At 69.4% G+C, this 17,774-nt stretch carries 17 protein-coding genes and 1 tRNA gene; 11 read left to right on the forward strand and 7 right to left on the reverse strand.

The annotated features are described in order from the left end of the window. Positions 1-2: 2 nt before the first annotated feature. Positions 3-1,022: a UDP-glucose 4-epimerase GalE gene (galE, locus tag B0B14_RS02695; protein WP_076679982.1), complete on the forward strand. Its 1,020-nt coding sequence runs from the start codon at positions 3-5 to the stop codon at positions 1,020-1,022. Position 1,023: 1 nt separating this feature from the next. Here galE and B0B14_RS02700 read toward each other — a convergent pair whose 3' ends face one another. After that, positions 1,024-1,857, reverse strand: coding sequence for a DUF1295 domain-containing protein (locus B0B14_RS02700; protein ID WP_076679983.1), 834 nt, complete (start codon positions 1,855-1,857; stop codon positions 1,024-1,026). Between the two features lie 104 nt (positions 1,858-1,961). On the opposite strand from B0B14_RS02700, the gene B0B14_RS02705 reads away from it, so the two are divergent. Beyond that, positions 1,962-2,681, forward strand: coding sequence for a FadR/GntR family transcriptional regulator (locus tag B0B14_RS02705; protein ID WP_076679984.1), 720 nt, complete (start codon positions 1,962-1,964; stop codon positions 2,679-2,681). 10 nt (positions 2,682-2,691) lie between these two features. Continuing rightward, positions 2,692-4,026: an alpha-hydroxy acid oxidase gene (locus B0B14_RS02710; protein ID WP_076679985.1), complete on the forward strand. Its 1,335-nt coding sequence runs from the start codon at positions 2,692-2,694 to the stop codon at positions 4,024-4,026. Between the two features lie 2 nt (positions 4,027-4,028). On the opposite strand, the gene B0B14_RS02715 is transcribed toward B0B14_RS02710, so the two are convergent. The 5 genes from B0B14_RS02715 to B0B14_RS02735 form a co-directional block, all read right to left on the reverse strand. Beyond that, positions 4,029-4,790, reverse strand: coding sequence for an HAD-IIB family hydrolase (locus B0B14_RS02715; RefSeq protein ID WP_076679986.1), 762 nt, complete (start codon positions 4,788-4,790; stop codon positions 4,029-4,031). After that, positions 4,787-5,248, reverse strand: a complete 462-nt coding sequence (locus B0B14_RS02720; protein ID WP_076679987.1) for a VanZ family protein — start codon at positions 5,246-5,248, stop codon at positions 4,787-4,789. The genes B0B14_RS02715 and B0B14_RS02720 overlap by 4 nt, the downstream gene beginning before the upstream one ends. A gap of 63 nt (positions 5,249-5,311) precedes the next feature. Continuing rightward, a tRNA-Pro gene (locus B0B14_RS02725) sits at positions 5,312-5,385 on the reverse strand. A gap of 16 nt (positions 5,386-5,401) precedes the next feature. After that, positions 5,402-6,355 carry a metallophosphoesterase gene (locus B0B14_RS02730; RefSeq protein ID WP_076679988.1) on the reverse strand — a complete coding sequence of 318 codons (954 nt, stop codon included), beginning with the start codon at positions 6,353-6,355 and terminating at the stop codon, positions 5,402-5,404. Next, on the reverse strand, positions 6,355-8,961 hold the full coding sequence (locus B0B14_RS02735) for a transglycosylase domain-containing protein (RefSeq protein WP_076679989.1): 2,607 nt from the start codon (positions 8,959-8,961) through the stop codon (positions 6,355-6,357). The genes B0B14_RS02730 and B0B14_RS02735 overlap by 1 nt, the downstream gene beginning before the upstream one ends. Positions 8,962-9,058: 97 nt before the next feature. Between B0B14_RS02735 and B0B14_RS02740 the strand changes: the two genes are divergently transcribed. Continuing rightward, positions 9,059-9,274 (forward strand): Sp36 family protein, encoded by a 216-nt coding sequence (locus tag B0B14_RS02740; protein WP_076679990.1) that lies wholly within the window; start codon positions 9,059-9,061, stop codon positions 9,272-9,274. Then, positions 9,274-9,732 carry a RidA family protein gene (locus B0B14_RS02745; protein ID WP_076679991.1) on the forward strand — a complete coding sequence of 153 codons (459 nt, stop codon included), beginning with the start codon at positions 9,274-9,276 and terminating at the stop codon, positions 9,730-9,732. Before B0B14_RS02740 ends, B0B14_RS02745 begins: the two co-directional genes overlap by 1 nt. Before the next feature lie 57 nt (positions 9,733-9,789). Here B0B14_RS02745 and acs read toward each other — a convergent pair whose 3' ends face one another. Continuing rightward, a complete protein-coding gene (acs, locus tag B0B14_RS02750; RefSeq protein WP_076679992.1) occupies positions 9,790-11,757 on the reverse strand; it encodes an acetate--CoA ligase in 1,968 nt (655 codons plus the stop codon). Positions 11,758-12,160: 403 nt separating this feature from the next. Between acs and B0B14_RS02755 the strand changes: the two genes are divergently transcribed. From B0B14_RS02755 to topA, 6 genes are all read left to right on the forward strand, one after another. Further along, complete coding sequence (locus tag B0B14_RS02755) at positions 12,161-13,180, forward strand: TadA family conjugal transfer-associated ATPase (RefSeq protein WP_076679993.1); 1,020 nt, start codon at positions 12,161-12,163, stop codon at positions 13,178-13,180. Continuing rightward, entirely contained in the window at positions 13,165-14,046 is an 882-nt protein-coding gene (locus B0B14_RS16885) for a type II secretion system F family protein (RefSeq protein WP_076679994.1), read from the forward strand. Before B0B14_RS02755 ends, B0B14_RS16885 begins: the two co-directional genes overlap by 16 nt. 101 nt (positions 14,047-14,147) lie before the next feature. Beyond that, the gene (locus B0B14_RS02765) at positions 14,148-14,351 is read left to right on the forward strand and encodes a DUF4244 domain-containing protein (protein ID WP_076679995.1); all 204 of its coding nucleotides are present in this window, start codon (positions 14,148-14,150) and stop codon (positions 14,349-14,351) included. After that, the gene (locus B0B14_RS02770; protein WP_179085258.1) at positions 14,348-14,671 is read left to right on the forward strand and encodes a TadE family type IV pilus minor pilin; all 324 of its coding nucleotides are present in this window, start codon (positions 14,348-14,350) and stop codon (positions 14,669-14,671) included. The genes B0B14_RS02765 and B0B14_RS02770 overlap by 4 nt, the downstream gene beginning before the upstream one ends. Then, positions 14,647-14,997, forward strand: coding sequence for an Rv3654c family TadE-like protein (locus B0B14_RS02775; RefSeq protein ID WP_256714226.1), 351 nt, complete (start codon positions 14,647-14,649; stop codon positions 14,995-14,997). Before B0B14_RS02770 ends, B0B14_RS02775 begins: the two co-directional genes overlap by 25 nt. Positions 14,998-15,034: 37 nt before the next feature. Beyond that, complete coding sequence (topA, locus tag B0B14_RS02780) at positions 15,035-17,746, forward strand: type I DNA topoisomerase (RefSeq protein WP_076679997.1); 2,712 nt, start codon at positions 15,035-15,037, stop codon at positions 17,744-17,746. Positions 17,747-17,774: the final 28 nt, after the last annotated feature.

Genomic DNA, 17,774 nt, shown 5'->3' on the forward strand with positions numbered 1-17,774 from the left:
GCATGCGAGTCCTCCTCGCCGGCGGCGCCGGCTACATCGGGGCGCATGTCGCCGTGGCACTCATCGAATCCGGGCACGAGGTCGTCCTGCTCGACGACCTCTCCAACACGTCGGCCGTCGCCGCGGAGCGAGTGTCCGTCATCACAGGGGCTCCGGTGCCCCTCGTCGTCGGCGACGCGTCGGTCGACGCGGTCGTCGAAGCCGCGTTCGACGAGCACGGGCCCTTCGACGCGATCGTGCACCTGGCGGCGTACAAGGCGGTGGGCGAGTCGCTGCAGAAGCCCCTGGACTACTACGCGAACAACCTCGACACGACGTTCGCGCTGCTGCGGACCGGCATCGCCCGCGGCATCCGCTCGTTCCTGTTCTCGAGCACCGGCACGGTGTACTCCGACCCCGCCGACCTCCCCTTCACGGAGGAGTCGACGACGAGCATCGATCTGTCGAACGCGTACAGCAAGTCCAAGCGCATGAACGAGGTCGTGCTCGCCGACGTCGCGCGGGTCAACCCCGAGCTCGACGTGACCGTGCTGCGGTACTTCAACCCGGTCGGCGCCCACGAGAGCGGGCTCATCGGCGAAGACCCGTCCGGCATCCCGAACAACCTCATGCCCTTCGTGCAGCGCGTCGCGGTCGGTGCGCTCGAGGAGATCGGCATCTTCGGCGACGACTACGACACTCCTGACGGCACGGGTCTTCGCGACTACATCCACGTCGTCGACCTCGCCGTCGGCCACGTGAAGGCGCTCGAGCAGGGCGCCCCCGGCTACGACGTGTTCAACCTCGGCACCGGGCGGCCCGTGAGCGTGCGCGAGCTCATCGCCTCGTTCGAGAAGGCCGTCGGTCGAGAGCTGCCGAGCCGCGTCCTTCCCCGGCGCCCGGGAGACGTGGCCGCGACGTACTGCGATCCGGCGAAGGCGCAGCGCAAACTCGGCTGGACCGCCGAGCGCACGATCGACGACGCGAGCCGGGATGCGTGGAACTGGCAGTCCAAGAACCCGCAGGGGTTCCAGACCGCGTGAGTCAGGCGGCCGCTTCGGCCGTCGCGCGTCGCCGGGGCAGCGGGATCAGCATCGACGTCGTGTGCTTGTACTGCGCGTAGCCCGGGTACTTCGACGACGAGATCGACTCGGTGAAGATCGTCGAGCCGATGAACAGCACCGTGAGCAGGACGGCGCCGACGATGGTCCAGTTGAGCGCGCCGCCCCACAGCCCGAGACCGGATGCTGCGGCCGCCGTCGCACCGAGGGCGTAGAAGGCCCACCACTGCGCCTGCTCGAAGAAGAAGTTGGGGTGGCGGCTGAAGGCGAACAGCCCGGTGGTCAGGAATCCCTGTGCGGTGCCGGCCTTCTTCGCCTCATGGAACGTCCACTGCTGCTGATCGGCCACGTACTCGCCGATCAGGAACGCGACGAAGAGCGCGGCGAAGACGGCATCCCATCCGGTGAACGCCGCGGGGTGCAGCCACGCGATGTACGCGGGCAGCGTGATCAGCACCAGGAGCGCGTTCTGGTACAGCACGATGAAGAGCAGATTGAAGATCTGGAACTGCCACGGCTTCATGCGTCCGCGCAGGATCGCCCACCGGTAGTCCTCCATGCCGGTGTAGCCGCCCTTGCGGGCGAAGTTGAACGTGAGGCGGGCGCCCCAGGCGGTGGCCAGCACTGCCATCACGACGAGCCGGACCGACTCCTCGCCGGATGCGATCGCCGCGCCCGCGAAGATCCACACGTAGACGACGGGGACGACCGACCAGATGCGGTCGACCCACGAGGTGTCCTTCGTCAGGAGCGAGGCGATCCAGCAGAAGGCGCACGTCACGGCGGCGACGATGAGGACGATGGTGAGGGGATCCATGCACACACGGTAGCGGCTGGATGCCCCGCCGGGCTTTTGCACGGCCGGGTTTGCGCGGTCTGACCACGTGTGTGTACTGTGGCCTGACCACCTGGAGGATCTCAATGACCGAGCCCACCGCACGCGCATGGCGCGTCGTCTTCGAGACGATCGAGAAGGACCTGCTCGACGGGAAGTACGGCCCGGGAGACCGGCTGCCCCCCGAGCGCGAGCTCGCATCCACCCTCGGGGTCGGTCGCTCGAGCGTGAGGGAAGCACTGCGGGTGCTGGAGGTCATGGGACTCATCCGCACGGGGACGGGCTCGGGGCCGACCTCCGGCGCCATCATCGTGGCAACGCCGCACGGCGGTCTCGCTCAGCTGCTGCGCCTCCAGATCGCCGCCAAGGGATTTCCGATCCCCGACGTGTACGAGACGCGTCTGCTGCTGGAGGAGTGGGCGGTGGCCCACTTGGCGGACGCCGACGAGCCGTCGCTGGAGCCCGCCAGGGCGACGCTCGTCGCGATGGAGGCGGATGGGCTGTCGATCGACGACTTCCTCGCGCTCGATGCGCAGTTCCACCTGTGTCTGACCGACGCGGCGGACAACATCGTCGTCGCGGCGACGATGGCGGGGCTGCGCACCGCGATCGAGAGCTACATCCGGCGCGGGGCGGACAACATCCCCGACTGGGATGCCACCACGCGGCGCCTGCGCCACGAGCACAGCGACATCCTGCTCGCGATCGAGGGGGGAGACGCCGCGCGTGCCCGCCGTCTCGTGCGCGCGCACATCACCGGCTATTACGCGGACGCGGGGCTCCCGGCCCCGTCGCAGAAGGACTGAGGGGGACCGTATGGTTCAGCGACAGCTGCCTAATCCGAAAGAGCTCCTCGAGCTCATGCAGTTCAAGAAGCCCGAGCTCGACGGCCGGAAGCGTCGCCTCGACGCCGCTCTCACGATCGACGATCTCCGCACGATCGCGAAGCGTCGTACGCCCAAGGCGGCGTTCGACTACACCGACGGCGCGGCCGAGGGCGAGCTCTCGCTCGCGCGTGCGCGTCAGGCGTTCGAAGACATCGAGTTCCACCCCGACATCCTCCGCCCCGCGGAGAACGTCGACATGTCGACCGAGATCCTCGGAGGCCGCTCGGCGCTTCCCTTCGGCATCGCCCCTACGGGATTCACGCGCCTGATGCAGACCGAGGGCGAGATCGCCGGAGCGGGCGCGGCGGCGGCGGCCGGCATCCCGTTCACGCTGTCGACCCTGGGCACGACGTCGATCGAGGACGTCAAGAAGGCCAACCCGTACGGGCGCAACTGGTTCCAGCTCTACGTCATGCGCGACCGGGACATCTCCTACGGTCTCGTCGAGCGGGCGGCGGCTGCCGGCTTCGACACTCTGATGTTCACGGTGGACACACCCGTCGCGGGCGCTCGGCTCCGCGACAAGCGCAACGGGTTCGCGATCCCGCCGCAGCTCACGGTCGGGACCATCATCAACGCGATCCCGCGCCCGTGGTGGTGGATCGACTTCCTCACGACCCCGAAGCTCGAGTTCGCGTCGCTGTCCACGACGGGGGGCACTGTCGGCGAGCTGCTCAACGCCGCCATGGACCCGACGATCAGCTACGACGACCTCGAGGTGATCCGCTCGCTCTGGCCGGGCAAGATCGTCATCAAGGGCGTGCAGAACATCGCGGACTCGAAGCGGCTCATCGACCTCGGCGTCGACGGCATCGTGCTCTCCAACCACGGCGGGCGCCAGCTCGATCGCGCCCCCATCCCGTTCCGACTGCTGCCCGACGTCGTCCGCGAGGTCGGTGCCGACGCGACGGTCATGGTCGACACGGGCATCATGAACGGCGCCGACATCGTGGCCTCGGTGGCCCTCGGCGCGAAGTTCACCCTCATCGGACGCGCCTACCTGTACGGCCTCATGGCCGGAGGGCGCCAGGGGGTCGACCGCACGATCGTGATCCTGCGCAGCGAGATCGAGCGCACCATGAAGCTGCTCGGCGTCTCGTCGCTCGAAGAGCTCGAGCCGCGCCACGTCACCCAGCTGCAGCGACTCACCCCCGTCGCGGGTCAGACGGGCTCTCCGACAAAGCCGAGCCCGCGGCGCACGGCGAAGGCCGGCGTGACGAAGGGCGTCAACCCGGCTCCCGCCGGCACCGACGTCGACGGCTGAGGTCAGCGCGGGGGGAGGGTGGCCAGGAGCGCGTCGAGCAGATCGGCGGTCTCCTCCCACCCTTCGACCGCTTGGCAGGCCACGCCGAGCGCGAGCACGGGGTAGTCGTTGCCTTCGGGATCGAGGCGGTCGCCGAAGAAGAGCATGTCGTCGAGCGGGATGCCGGTCATCTCCGCGAGCCGCGTCATGCCGTAGGCCTTGTCGATGCCGCGGTGGGTGATGTCGACCGAGGTCGATCCGCCCGAGCGCACCTCGAGATCCGGGAGGCGCTCGGCCACCGCGGTGCGCAGCGCGTTCTTCTTGGCTCCGGTGGGATCCCACGCGATCTTCGCCTCGAGGGGGGCGGACTGGCCGAGGGCCGAGAAGGTGATCTGCGAACCGCGGTCCTCGAGGATGTCGCCCCAGGGCTCGCTCGTCCAGAGGTCGAGGCGGCGCGCCTCCTCCTCGACAGCGGACATCGCGCGGGACTTCTCGTCGTCGCTGAGCGAGTGGGCGTAGACCGTCGTCACGCCGTCCGCGGTGAGTCGGTAGTACTGAGTGCCGCACGTGGGCATCAGGTGCATCCGCGCGAGCACGTCGGGGGAGGTCTCCGGGAGCCGCTCCACGACCTGCGCGCGGAACTGGGCGATCTGCCCGCCGGAGATGATGGCGACCTCGACGCGTTCGGCCAGCGCGATGAGGAGATCTCCGATGCGGGGATCGATCGCGGCCTTGGAGGGAGCGAGGGTGTCGTCGAGGTCGAACGCGACGAGGCGCGGGGTCATGCGGGTCCTTCCGGATGGAGGCGCCGAGCGGTCAGCGCCGTGCAGAGGGCCGACAGGCCGACGCCGATCGCACCCCCGACGGTCGCCGCCAGCACATCCCGGGGATCGGAGACCCGACCGGGCAGCGCGACGGCCTGTACGAGCTCGGCGAGTGCCGAGAGAGCAGGAGACACGAGCAGCGCGAGCCACCACGCGCGTCGAGGGATGACGAGATAGGCGAGGATGCCCACGGCGACGAAGACCGCCGTGTTCGCGATGCCGTCCATCCAGTCGATCGTGGCGAACTGCGGACCGAACTGTGAGGAGATCCAGCGGCGGACGGCTGTGACGCCGTCCGGGAGCCGCTCCTCCAGCCGTTGGGGCGACAGGAGCAGCCACGCGAGGAAGGCGAGCAGCAGGCCTGTGAGGGTGAGGGCGACGACGGATGTCGTGCGGCGACGCGGTGCCCACCTGGTCATCCGCGCTCCTCATCCGGGAAAGGAGGAAGGGTCCCGCCTCGTGGCGGAACCCTCCCTGACCGGTCGGGGTGACAGGATTTGAACCTGCGGCCTCTTCGTCCCGAACGAAGCGCGCTACCAAGCTGCGCCACACCCCGTGGCAACCCTCCGAGTCTACCTGATCCCGTGACCGTGTTCGAACCGGGGGAGCAGCGTGAGCAGTGACGCTTCCGGTCTGCAGGCGAAGCGCACGGGGGCGTAGATCGAGTGTCCGAGGCCCGCACTGACGTTGAGCGGCACGGTGCGCCCGCCGGTGGACCAGTCCGAGAGACCGCGCGCCTGGCGGAGCGGGATGTCGCAGTTCGCGACGAGGGCGCCGACACCGGGAACCCGCACCTGGCCGCCGTGCGTGTGGCCCGCGAAGATCGCATCGGCTCCGAGCTCGGTGAACGCATCGAGCACCCGTCGGTACGGAGCATGGGTCACTCCGAAGGACAGGTCCGACGGAGATCTCTCGTCGAGCGCATCGATGAGAGGTGGCAGAACCTCGAGCCGGTCCCAGTGGCGATGGGCGTCGCTCACGCCGAATGTGTCGATGCGCAGCCCTCCGGCGTCGATCCGGGCGGCGGTGTTGTTGAGGTCCGCCCACCCGAGGTCGTCGGTGAGATACGAGTCCAGAGCGCCCGTATCCAGCGGCTCGGGCTTGTGCTGCACCTTCGAAGGACCCGTGAAGTACTTGATCGGATTCCGCGGAGACGGGGCGACACGATCGTTCGACCCGTGCACATACACGCCGGGAATGCCGCGAAGGGGATCGAACGCGCGGCGGAGGCCGCGAAGTCCGTCCACGTGGCCGAGGTTGTCGCCCGTGTTCACGACGAAGTCCGGACGGAGGGCGGCGAGGCCCGCGATCCAGCTCTGCTTGCGGCGCTGCCAGGGCGCCATATGCGCGTCCGAGAGATGCAGCACGCGGAGCGGGTCGGCGCCTGCGGGCAGGATCCGCAGTTCATGGTGGCGCACCGTGAACAGGTACCGCTCGATGCCGATGCCCCACACCGCCGCGCCGACGCCGACCGCCCCCACGGTGCCGAGCACGGTGAGGGCGGTCCGCTGTGCGTTCTGCGGCACTACGGGCAGCTCGGCCGCGTGTAGCTCAGGCTCACGGGCGCGTTGCGGTTGGCCATGGCTCCGGCCGCGGGTGTCGTGCCGGTGACCTTGCCGCCGCCCGGGGCTGCGGCGTCGACGGTGCACGTGCCCGGTTGCACATTGCCGAAGCCCGCTCCGTTGAGCGTTCTGGCGGCGTCGGAGAGCGTCTGGCCTGCGACGTCCGGGACGCCGACGCCCTGGCCGTTGCTCGGGTTGATCGTGACGGCGGTGCCTCCAGCAGCCTTGCCGCCCGGTGGGTTCTGCGCCGCGATCAGGCCGGCGCCCATGCTGGAGTCGACCTCGCCGCCGACGATGACCTCGAATCCGGCGTCTTCGAGGATCTTCTGGCCCTCAGCGACCGACTTTCCGAGCACGTCGGGCAGGTCGGCGAGCACGGAGCGCAGCAGGTTGGAATCGGCATCCGGGAACCTGTCGCCGCCGTAGACGTTGTTGGCCGCCGTCTGCATGCGCTTCGCGATCAGGTACCGCACCTGGTTGAGCTGACGCCCGTTGAAGTACTGGCGGGTGATGTTGCCCTCGTCCTTGGTGGTTCCCACCACCACGGCCGAGGTGACCTTCGTGCTCGTCTCGATCATCCAGGTCTGCCACGTCTCGTGGGTTCCGGTCTTGCCGATGACCGGGATGCGGTCGTTCGGGTTCGCGGCCGATCCCGTGCCGCCGCTCATCACGCCGCGGAGGGCGAGGGCGGCCGTGGCGGCGATGTTGGGTTCGATGACCGGTGTGCACGTCGTCGCGGGCAGGGCGAGTTCGTTGCCGTCTGCATCGGTGATCCTGTCGATCGCCTTCGGCTGGCAGTACACGCCGCCGTTCGCGATCGTGGCGTAGGCGCCGGCCATCGCGAGCGGCGCGACATCCTCCGACCCGAGAATGCTGTATGCACCGGTGACCTCGACCGGGTTGCCGTTGCCGCGAGTTACCCCCATGCGCGCGGCGACCTTGGAGATATCGCAGAGATCGAGCTGTTTCGCCATCGCGGCGAAGCCCGTGTTGAGCGAGGACGCCGTGAACTGCATCGGGGTGCCGACGCGCCCGCCGCCGCCGCCGAAGTTGTTGATCTTCTTGTCGCCCTGGCCGGTGACCTGCGACGATCCGTAGCAGCTGTTGTTGTAGGTGCCGATCGTCCCCCGTGTGGTGCCGTTCACGACCTCGTTGAGGGAGTGTCCCTTCTCGAGCCAGTCGATCAGAGTGAACAGCTTGAAAGTGGAGCCTGCGTTGAATCCACTGCCCGAGCCGCCGTACCGCTTGTCGGCGGCGTACACGACGCTCGAGTAGTTCGGGTCGACGCTCGTGACCGCCTCCTCTTCGCTGAAGAGGGTGTTCTGCACCATCGCGAGCACGCGACCGGTGCTGGTCTCGAGGTTCACGCCCGCGGCGCCGAACTGGATGCCGGCGACGCTCGTCGGCGCGGCATCCGCCATCGCCGCCTGAGCCTCGTTCTGGAGGCGCAGGTCCAACGTCGTGTAGATGTTGAGGCCGCCGCGCTGCAGGAGCTTCTGCCGTTCCTCGGCGTTCTCGCCGAACGCGGGGTCCGACAGGATGATGTTCTTCACGAACTGGCAGAAGTACGCGGCGTTGTAGGCGCCCGCGGTGGCGCAGCCGTTCGTCGCCGGCGTGATCACGGGGGTGATCGGCTCGGCGAGCGTGACGTCGTACTGCTCCTGCGTGATCTTGCCGTCGGCGAGCAGACGCGCCAGCACGTAGTTGCGGCGGTCGAGCGTGTCCTTGTAGCCGTCGGCCGCGCTGTTGTGTGCGACGCCGTCCTTGTCGGTCCACGAGCCGTTCGGCTTGTCGATGCGATAGGTGTTGGGGTTCTGCACCATGCCGGCGAGCGTGGCTGCCTGGCCGATGCTGAGCTGGGAGGCGGGCGTGCCGCCGAAGTAGTAGCGAGATGCGGCGTCGACGCCGTACTGGAGTCCTCCGAAGCCGGCGATGTTGAGGTAGCCGAGAAGGATGTCGTTCTTGGAATACGACTCCTCCAGCGCGATCGCATAGCGCATCTCCTGGAGCTTGCGCTGGATGCCCTCCGTGCCCTGGCTCTGCGTCGCCTGCGTGTAGCAGTTGACCTTCTCCTCGTCGGTCTCCGCGTTGGACTCGCAGCTCTGGACCAGCACGTTCTTCACGTACTGCTGGCTGATCGAGGAGCCACCGCGGGTGTCGCGACCGCGCAGGTTGTCGAAGAGGGCGCTGGCGGTGCCGACGAGGTCGATGCCGCCGTGCTTGTAGAAGTTCTTGTCCTCGCTCGAGAGGATCGCGTCGTACATGACGGGGGCGATCTGGTCGAACGTGACAGGAGAGCGGTTCTGGTCGTAGAAGGTCGCGATCTCCTGGTAGTTGCCCGAGCCGTCGTTCAGCGGCACGTAGACCGTCGAGGGAAGCATGAGCTTCTCGATCTCGAGCTTCTCCGGCAGGTTCTCGAACATCGAGATCGCACCCGTGGCCGCTTGCCCGGTGATGGCGATCGCCGGGGTCACCGTCGCCGTGACGAGGACGGCTGCCGCGACGCTCAGGCCGACGAGGCCGAGCAGGCCACCGAGCACACCGGTGGCCGTACGTTTGGTATCAGGCATAGGGTTGATCGTAAGGGAGATACCTGGCAGAACCCTTCACGGGAGCCGCGTTCCGCCCTTCCGCACGCCCTCCACACCCATCGAAACCGGAGCCGCGATGACCACGTGGGAGTACCTCACCACGCCCCTTCTGATCCACAACACCGCCGCGATCCTCAACAACTGGGGCAAGCAGGGCTGGGAGCTCGTGCAGGTCGTGCCGGGTCCCGAGGGCGGACTGGTGGCCTACCTCAAGCGGCCCACGGGCGGCGGCGCGTCCAATGCGGGGCTGGATGCCGCGGCGCAGGCCGCGCGTCAGTTCGAGGGGTCGTGATGTCGGTCTCCGCCCGCCTCATCGAGCTCGGCATCGAGCTCCCCTCCGTCGTGCCGCCGGTCGCCGCCTACGTGCCGGCCAAGGCGCACGGCGACCTCGTCTACACGGCCGGGCAGCTGCCGATGGTGTCGGGCGTGCTGCCGGCCGCCGGCAAGGTCGGCGGAGCCGTCGAGGCATCCGACGCCCAGTCCTATGCGCGCCAGTGCGCGCTGAACGCGATCGCCGCCGCGGCCGCCGCGGTCGGCGGCGTCGATCGGCTCACCGGCGTCCTGAAGGTGACGGGCTTCGTCGCGTCGACGGCGGACTTCACCGGCCAGCCCGGAGTGATCAACGGAGCGAGCGAGGTGCTCGGCGAGATCTTCGGCGAAGCCGGACGCCACGCGCGCTCGGCCGTCGGCGTCCCCGTCCTGCCGCTCGACAGCCCCGTCGAGGTCGAGGTCGTCTTCTCGTTCGCCTGATGCGACGACGGATGCCCCGGCGCAGCGCGCGCCGGGGCATCCGTTCGTCGCTGTGCTCTAGCGGACCTGTGCGCTGATCACCGACATGACGGCGGTGTCGGCGAGCGTCGTCGTGTCGCCGACTTCGCGACCCTCCGCGACATCCCGCAGCAGCCGCCGCATGATCTTGCCCGAACGGGTCTTCGGCAGCTCCTCGACGATGTAGACGTCGCGGGGGCGGGCGATGGGGCCGATCTGCTCGCCGACCCACGACCGCAGCGACTGCGCCAGTCCGTCGGGGGAGTGCGCGGCGAGGTAGCTCTGCTTGATGATGACGAAGGCGGCGACCGCCTGGCCCGTGGCCTCGTCGGCCGCCCCGACGACGGCCGCCTCGGCGACGGCTTCGTTGGCGACGAGGGCCGATTCGATCTCCGTCGTCGACAGGCGGTGCCCCGACACGTTCATCACATCGTCGACGCGACCGAGGAGCCACACGTCGCCGTCCTCATCGAGGCGGGCGCCGTCGCCGGCGAAGTAGTAGCCCTGCGTCCGGAACTTCTCCCAATACGTCTCCGCGAAGCGCTCCGGATCGCCCCAGATGCCGCGCAGCATGCTCGGCCAGGGCTGCGTGACGACGAGGAGGCCGCCGTTGCCGTTGCCGACGTGCGTGCCGTCCTCGTCGACGACGTCGATCGAGATTCCGGGCAGCGGCACCTGGGCGCTGCCCGGCTTGGTCTCGGTGACGCCCGGTAGGGCGGAGATCATGATCGCGCCCGTCTCGGTCTGCCACCAGGTGTCGACGATCGGCGCCGCTTTGCCGCCGATGATCTTGCGGTACCACATCCACGCTTCGGGGTTGATGGGCTCGCCCACCGATCCGAGCAGCCGGATCGAGGACAGGTCGTACTTCTCCGGAACCGAGCGGCCGACCTTCATGAACGAGCGGATCGCCGTCGGCGCCGTGTAGTAGATGGTGACGCCGTACTTCTGGATGATCTCCCACGAGCGGCCGGCGTGCGGGGTGTCGGGGGTGCCTTCGTAGAGCACCTGGGTCGCGCCGTTCGCCAGCGGTCCGTAGGCGACGTAGGTGTGGCCGGTGACCCAGCCGATGTCGGCCGTGCACCAGAACACGTCGGTCTCGGGGTGCAGGTCGTGCACGACCTTGTTCGTGAACGTCGCCTGCGTCAGGTATCCGCCCGAGGTGTGCAGGATGCCCTTGGGCTTTCCGGTCGTGCCCGATGTGTACAGGATGAACAGCGGGTTCTCCGACGGGAACGCCTCGGCTTCGTGCTCTGCCGACGCGGCGGGCACGACGTCGTGCCACCACAGGTCGCGCCCGTCCACCCAGTCGATCGCGTTCCCGCCGCGCTTGACGACGATCACGTGCTCGACGGTCTCCTGCGCGCCCGAGCCGTTGCGGTCGGACAGCGCGAGGTCGACCGCAGGCTTGAGGGGGGACACCTTGCCCTTGCGGTAGCCGCCGTCCGCCGTGATCACGACCTTCGCGCCGGCATCGTCGATGCGCGTGCGGAGACTGTCGGCCGAGAACCCGCCGAACACGACCGAGTGGATCGCGCCGAGGCGCGCGACGGCGAGCATCGCCGCGACCGCCTCGGGGACCATCGGCATGTAGATCGCGACCCGGTCTCCGCGCACCACGCCGAGGCCCGCGAGCACATTCGCCAGCCGCTTGACCTCGTCGGTGAGCTCTGCATAGGTGACAGCGCGGTCATCGCCGGGCTCGCCCTCCCACAGCAGGGCGACGCGGTCGCCGTTGCCCGCTTCCACGTGGCGGTCGAGGCAGTTGTACGCGACGTTGATCTCGCCGTCCGCGAACCACTTCGCGAAGGGCGGGTTCGACCAGTCGAGGACTTCGGTGAACGGCGTGTGCCAGTGCAGCGCACGGGCGCGGTCCGCCCAGAAGGACTCCAGGTCGGCGGATGCCTCGGTGTACAGATCCGCGGTGGCGACCGCGGCCTCCGCGAATCCTTCGGAAGGGGGGAAGCGTCGGGTCTCGGAGAAGAGATGGTCGATCTGACTGGTCATTCGGCGCGCTCCTTTGCGTGCGGGGGACGTGTCCGTGTCGTGCGATGGATGTCTCGTCGAAATGTACCCAGCCGACGAGGAGGGCACTACCTCCGTTAGTAGGGGGAGATCGAGACGAAGACGGTACCGATATATCAGTCCAAACGCAGGTCCGTTTGTTTGGATCGTTGCGGGTTGTTGCGTATGCTCATTCCCGGCCGAACATTCGATTCTGGCATTGCGGCGCCCCATCACCCCCCGAACCGGGGCGCTGCGCGTGGCGGCATCCCATTCCCCCCATGGGATGCCGCCCCTCGCTTTTCCGGAGTCATCCGCTCCTCCCCAAGCGCTCCGATGGGGCGCCGCACCCCCACTGCGAGGGATGCCCGAGTAGGGCTGGGCGCACGGATCTACCGTCGTCTGCATGTCCACGCCGTTCGTCGTCCAGTCCCGATCCGGCAGTCCTGCTCGGGTCGAGGCGGCCGCGGCATCCGTGCCGCCGCCCCGGCATCCCGTCCTCGAGCCGCTCGCCGCGTTCCTCGACGATCCCGATGTGACGGATGTCTTCGTCAACGGTGCAGCAGGGCTCTTCGTCGACCGGGGCGCGGGGCCTGTGCGCGTCGCGGCGTGGGGCGCGACGGAGGATGACGTGCGAAGCCTGGCGACAGGGCTCATCGGCCTCGGCGGGCGCCATCTCGATGACGCCGCACCCGCCGTCGACGTGCGACTCGACGACGGTCTGCGCATCCATGCGGTCCTCCCCCCGCTCTCCGCCGAGGGCACGGCGATATCGATCCGAGTGCCCAGGGTGGGTCTGCCGACCCTCGACATGCTCGAACGGCGCGGCATGTTCGGGGCCCGCGCCGCCGAGCGCCTCGTCGATCTCGTCGCGCGGCGGGAGAACCTGCTGATCAGCGGCGCCGCGGGGGCGGGCAAGACCACACTCCTCGCGGCGCTGCTGGCGCGGACACCGCATCAGGAGCGCATCGTCACCGTCGAAGACGTCGCCGAGCTGCGCATCGACCATCCGCACCATGTGCGTCTCGAGGCCCGCCAGCCCAACCTCGAGGGCGTCGGAGAGATCGGGCTGGCACGGCTGGTGCGCGAAGCACTGCGCATGCGTCCCGACCGGCTCGTCGTCGGCGAGTGCCGCGGAGCAGAGGTGCGCGAGCTCCTCTCGGCGCTCAACACCGGGCACGACGGAGGGGCCGGCACGATCCATGCCAACGGATTGACCGACGTCGCGGCGCGGCTCGAGGCACTCGGTGCCCTGTGCGGCCTCGACGATCAGGCACTCGCTCGGCAGGCGGCCAGCGCGATCGGATGCGTCCTGCACGTCGCGCGCGGCTCCGACGGCGTCCGCCGACTCCTCGGCGCCGGGCGACCCGTGATCGATCAGGGCGGACGCCTCGCGATCGAAGAGGTGTCATGGCCCGACGACTGAAGAAGACGGATCCGGCTGCGGCGGCCGACACGGTGCTGCGTCTCGCGGTCCTGCTGCAGGCCGGGGTGACGCCGACGCGCGCGTGGACCCACCTCGCCGACACCGGCGACCGCGTCGCGGCGGGCGTGCGATCGAGGGTCGAGCAGGGGATGCCGCTGCCGGCGGCCATCTCCGCCGCCGGAGGCGACTGGAGCGGCGTCGCCGCGGCGTGGTCGGTCGCCGCGATCGTGGGCGCCCCGCTCGCCGAGACGCTGCGCGGACTCGCGGTCGCTCTCCGCGACACGCGCGAGACCGCCGACCAGGTGCGGATCGCGCTCGCCGAGCCCGCCGGCACGGCCCGGCTCATGGGCTGGCTGCCGCTCGTCGCGATCGGCCTCGGCGCCGCTCTGGGCTTCGACACGCTCTCGGTCCTCGCGACGAACCCGCTGGGCCTCGCGTGCCTCGCAGCGGGCATCGCCCTCCTGCTCGTCGCCCGGCGCTGGAGCGCTGTCCTCGTCCGACGGGCGACGGCGGGGGAGACATCGCCGGGGCTCGACGCCGAGATCCTCGCGATCGCGCTCAGCGGCGGGGTCTCGCTCGATCGTGCGCAGTCGATCGTCGCATCGGCGGGGTTCCCGGCGACGGGCGCCGAGACCGCTCAGGTGCTCGCGCTGTCACGCACCGCCGGCGTGCCGGCGGTCGAGCTGCTGCGCGCCGCCGCGGCCCTCGCCCGTCATCGCGCCCGGATCGACGGCCGGCTGCGTGCGGCCGCGCTCTCCTCGCGACTGCTGCTCCCGCTCGGCGTCTGCACCCTGCCGGCCTTCCTCCTCCTCGGCGTCGCCCCGATGATCCTCAGCGTCATGTCGACGATGTCGATCACGCTCTGACCCTCCGCCACCGAGGAGGCGACCCCGAAACAGCCACCGCCGACCACCGACCACCCCCACCGGACGACCCGTCCATCACCCAGAGAGCGAGTGTTCCTCACATGTCCCTTCCCACCCTCACCCGTCGCCGCGCGGCCCGTCTGTTCGTGCAGGCCGGCGACGACACCGGCGCCGCCACGGCCGAATACGCGATCGCCACGATGGCGGCCGTCGCGTTCGCCGGTCTGCTCGTGGTCATCATGAGATCCGACGAAGTGCGCGGCATCCTCACCGACCTCGTCCGCCGGGCGCTGACCGTCGCGTGAGAGCGATCGGCGATCGGGGCTCCGCGACGGCGGAGTTCGCCGTCGCGATGCCGGCCGTGGTGATCGTCCTCGCCCTGGGGGCGGGGGCGCTCGCCGCGGGCGGCACCGCGGTGCGGCTGCAGGATGCCACGGCCGATGCGGCTCGGCTCGTCGCCCGCGGCGAGTCCCACGCGCGTGCGGCGGATGCCGTGACTGCCGCCGTGTCGGGGGCATCGACCTCGATCGCCCGGCGCGGCGATCTCGTCTGCGTCGAGGCATCCGCCGGCGTGCACCTGACCGTCGTGAGGGCGTCGTCGTGCGCACTCGACGGTGGCCGCTGATGGCCGGCACGATGCTGGCGGCCGGCGTCATCGGGTGCACCGCGTCGCTCGCGCTCGGACTCTCCACCGTCGCAGGCGCGGCCGTGCTCGGCCAGCGGCTCGCGGGTGCCGCCGATGCCGCGGCGCTCGCGGCGGCGGACGCGGCATCCGGAGCCGTCGAGGGAACACCGTGCGAGCGTGCCGCGGAGCTCGCCGCGCACGCGGGTGTCATGGTCTCGCGGTGCGACCTCGACGGGCTCGTCGCCACGATCACGGTGTCGACGCGATACCTCGGGTTCGCCGCCGGCGCAACGGCGCGTGCCGGTCCCGCGCCCGGCTCACAGTGAGTGGTGTGTATGGTGTGCAACGACGAAAGGACCCCCGGTGTCACAAGGCAAGAAGCTCGTCATCGTCGAGTCACCGACGAAGATGAAGTCGATCCAGGGCTACCTCGGCGACGGCTACGAGGTGCTCAGCTCGGTGGGGCACATCCGTGATCTCGCCGACCGCAAGGACATCCCTGCCGACCTGAAGAAGACATCGGTCGGTCGCTACTCCATCGACATCGAGAACGACTTCGCTCCTTACTATGTGGAGTCCGAGCGCGGCAAGAAGACCGTGGCGGAGCTCAAGCGGGCGCTGAAGGGTGCGGACGAGCTCCTGCTCGCCACGGATGAGGACCGCGAAGGCGAAGCCATCGCATGGCACCTGCTCGAGGCCCTCAAGCCCAAGGTGCCCGTCAAGCGCATGGTGTTCCACGAGATCACGAAAGACGCCATCCGCGCCGCCGTCGACAAGACGCGCGACCTCGACCTCGACCTCGTCGACGCTCAGGAGACCCGTCGCATCCTCGACCGCCTCTACGGCTGGGATGTCTCGCCGGTCCTGTGGGTCAAGGTCCAGCAGGGTCTGTCGGCCGGTCGTGTGCAGTCGGCCGCCACGCGGCTCGTCGTCGACCGGGAGCGCGAGCGCATGGCGTTCGTGTCCGCGTCCTACTGGGACGTCTCGGCCCTCGCGTCGTCGACGCAGGATGCGGCGAAGAACACCGACTCCTTCGGCATCCAGCTCGCACGCCTCGGCGGCGCCCCCGTTGCGCGCGGCACCGACTTCGACGACCTCGGCGAGCTCAAGAAGGCCGTGGTCGTTCTCGACGAAGCGGCCGCCCGCGAGCTGGCCGATCAGATCACGACCGCGGCCTCCGGCACGGTGACATCGGTCGAGTCCAAGCCCGGCACGCGCAGCCCCCGGGCGCCGTTCACGACGTCGACGATGCAGCAGGAAGCCGGTCGCAAGCTCTCTATGAGCGCCAAGCACGCCATGAGCGTCGCGCAGCGTCTCTACGAGAAGGGGTACATCACCTATATGCGCACCGACTCGACCGCGCTGTCGAAGCAGGCGGTCGAAGCGGCGCGCGAGCAGGCCGTCGCGCTGTACGGCGATTCCGCCGTGCCGGCCAATCCCCGCGTCTACAAGAGCAACAGCAAGAACGCGCAGGAGGCGCACGAGGCGATCCGCCCGTCGGGCGAGCACTTCCGCACGCCGAAGTCCGTCGCCTCCGATCTCGACCGCGACGAGCTGCGTCTGTACGAGCTCATCTGGATGCGCACCGTCGCCAGCCAGATGTCCGACGCGAAGTACGAGACCACGACCGTCACGATCGCGGTCGACGCCGCAGGCAGGTCGGCCGAGTTCACGGCATCCGGCACCGTCTACACGTTCAAGGGGTTCCTCGAGGCGTACGAAGAGGGCAAGGACGAGAAGCGCGGCGACTCCGACAAGCAGGACGACCAGACGCTTCCGATCGTCGCCGTCGGAGACGTCCTGTCGCTGAGCGACGTCGAGCCCAAGGGGCACGCCACCAACCCCAAGCCCCGCTACACGGAGGCCTCGCTGGTCAAGGCGCTCGAAGAGAAGGGCATCGGCCGTCCGTCGACGTTCGCGAGCATCATCGACGTGATCCTGAACCGCGGCTACGTCAGCAAGCGCGGGCAGGCGCTCGTGCCCAGCTGGATCGCCTTCAGCGTCGTGCGGCTCCTCGAGCAGCACTTCGCCGACCTCGTCGACTACGACTTCACGGCGGCTCTCGAGGACGATCTCGACAAGATCGCCCGCGGCGAGCAGAACCGTGTGGAGTGGCTGCGCGACTTCTACTTCGGCGGCGAAGGTCAGGTCGGACTCCGTCAGGTCGTCGACAACCTCGGCGAGATCGATGCCCGCGACCTCAACTCCACGCGCATCTCCGACGGCGTCACCCTGCGCATCGGCCGCTACGGCCCCTACCTCGAGCTCGAGGCGGCCGAAGGGGAGGACCCGCGGCGCGTCAACATCCCCGAGGACCTCGCGCCCGACGAGCTCACGGCCGCGAAGGCCCAGGAGCTCATCGACGCCCCCGTGGGCGGCGACAGGGTGCTCGGCGAGCACCCCGAGACCGGACTGCTCATCGTCGTGAAGGACGGCCGCTTCGGCCCCTACCTCGAGGAGTCGCTCCCCGAGGAGGTCGTGGCCGTCGACGAGGCCACCGGCGAAGTGATCGAGGCGCCGAAGCCGAAGCGCGGAGCGAAGAAGGTCGAAGCACCCAAGCCGCGGCGAGCGTCGCTGTTCAAGTCCATGTCGCCCGAGGAGATCGACCTCGAGACCGCTCTGCGACTGTTCGACCTTCCGCGCACCGTCGGCCTCGACCCCGAATCGGGCGAGCCCATCACGGCGCAGAACGGGCGCTACGGCCCGTACCTGAAGAAGGGGACCGACTCGCGCACCCTGACGTCCGAGGAGCAGCTGCTCGACATCACGCTCGAGCAGGCGCTGGAGATCTACGCGCAGCCCAAGTACGGGGCGCGGGGGGCATCGAGCGCCCTCAAGGAGTTCGAGGCCGATCCGGTGAGCGGCAAGGTCATCAAGCTCAAGGACGGACGCTTCGGGCCGTACGTGACCGACGGCGAGACCAATGCGACGATCCCGAAGGGCGAGAACGTCGACGAGGTCGACCACGCCCGGGCCGTGCAGCTCATCGCCGACAAGCGCGCCAAGGGGCCGGCCCCCAAGCGCACGGCGGCGCGCAAGCCGGCGGCGCGCAAGGCGCCGGCGAAGAAGAAGTGACGGCGCCGGATCCGTCGTCCCCCGACGC

Origin of the sequence: Microbacterium sp. RU33B (assembly GCF_900155915.1) — a bacterium.
Classification (GTDB): Bacteria; Actinomycetota; Actinomycetes; order Actinomycetales; family Microbacteriaceae; genus Microbacterium.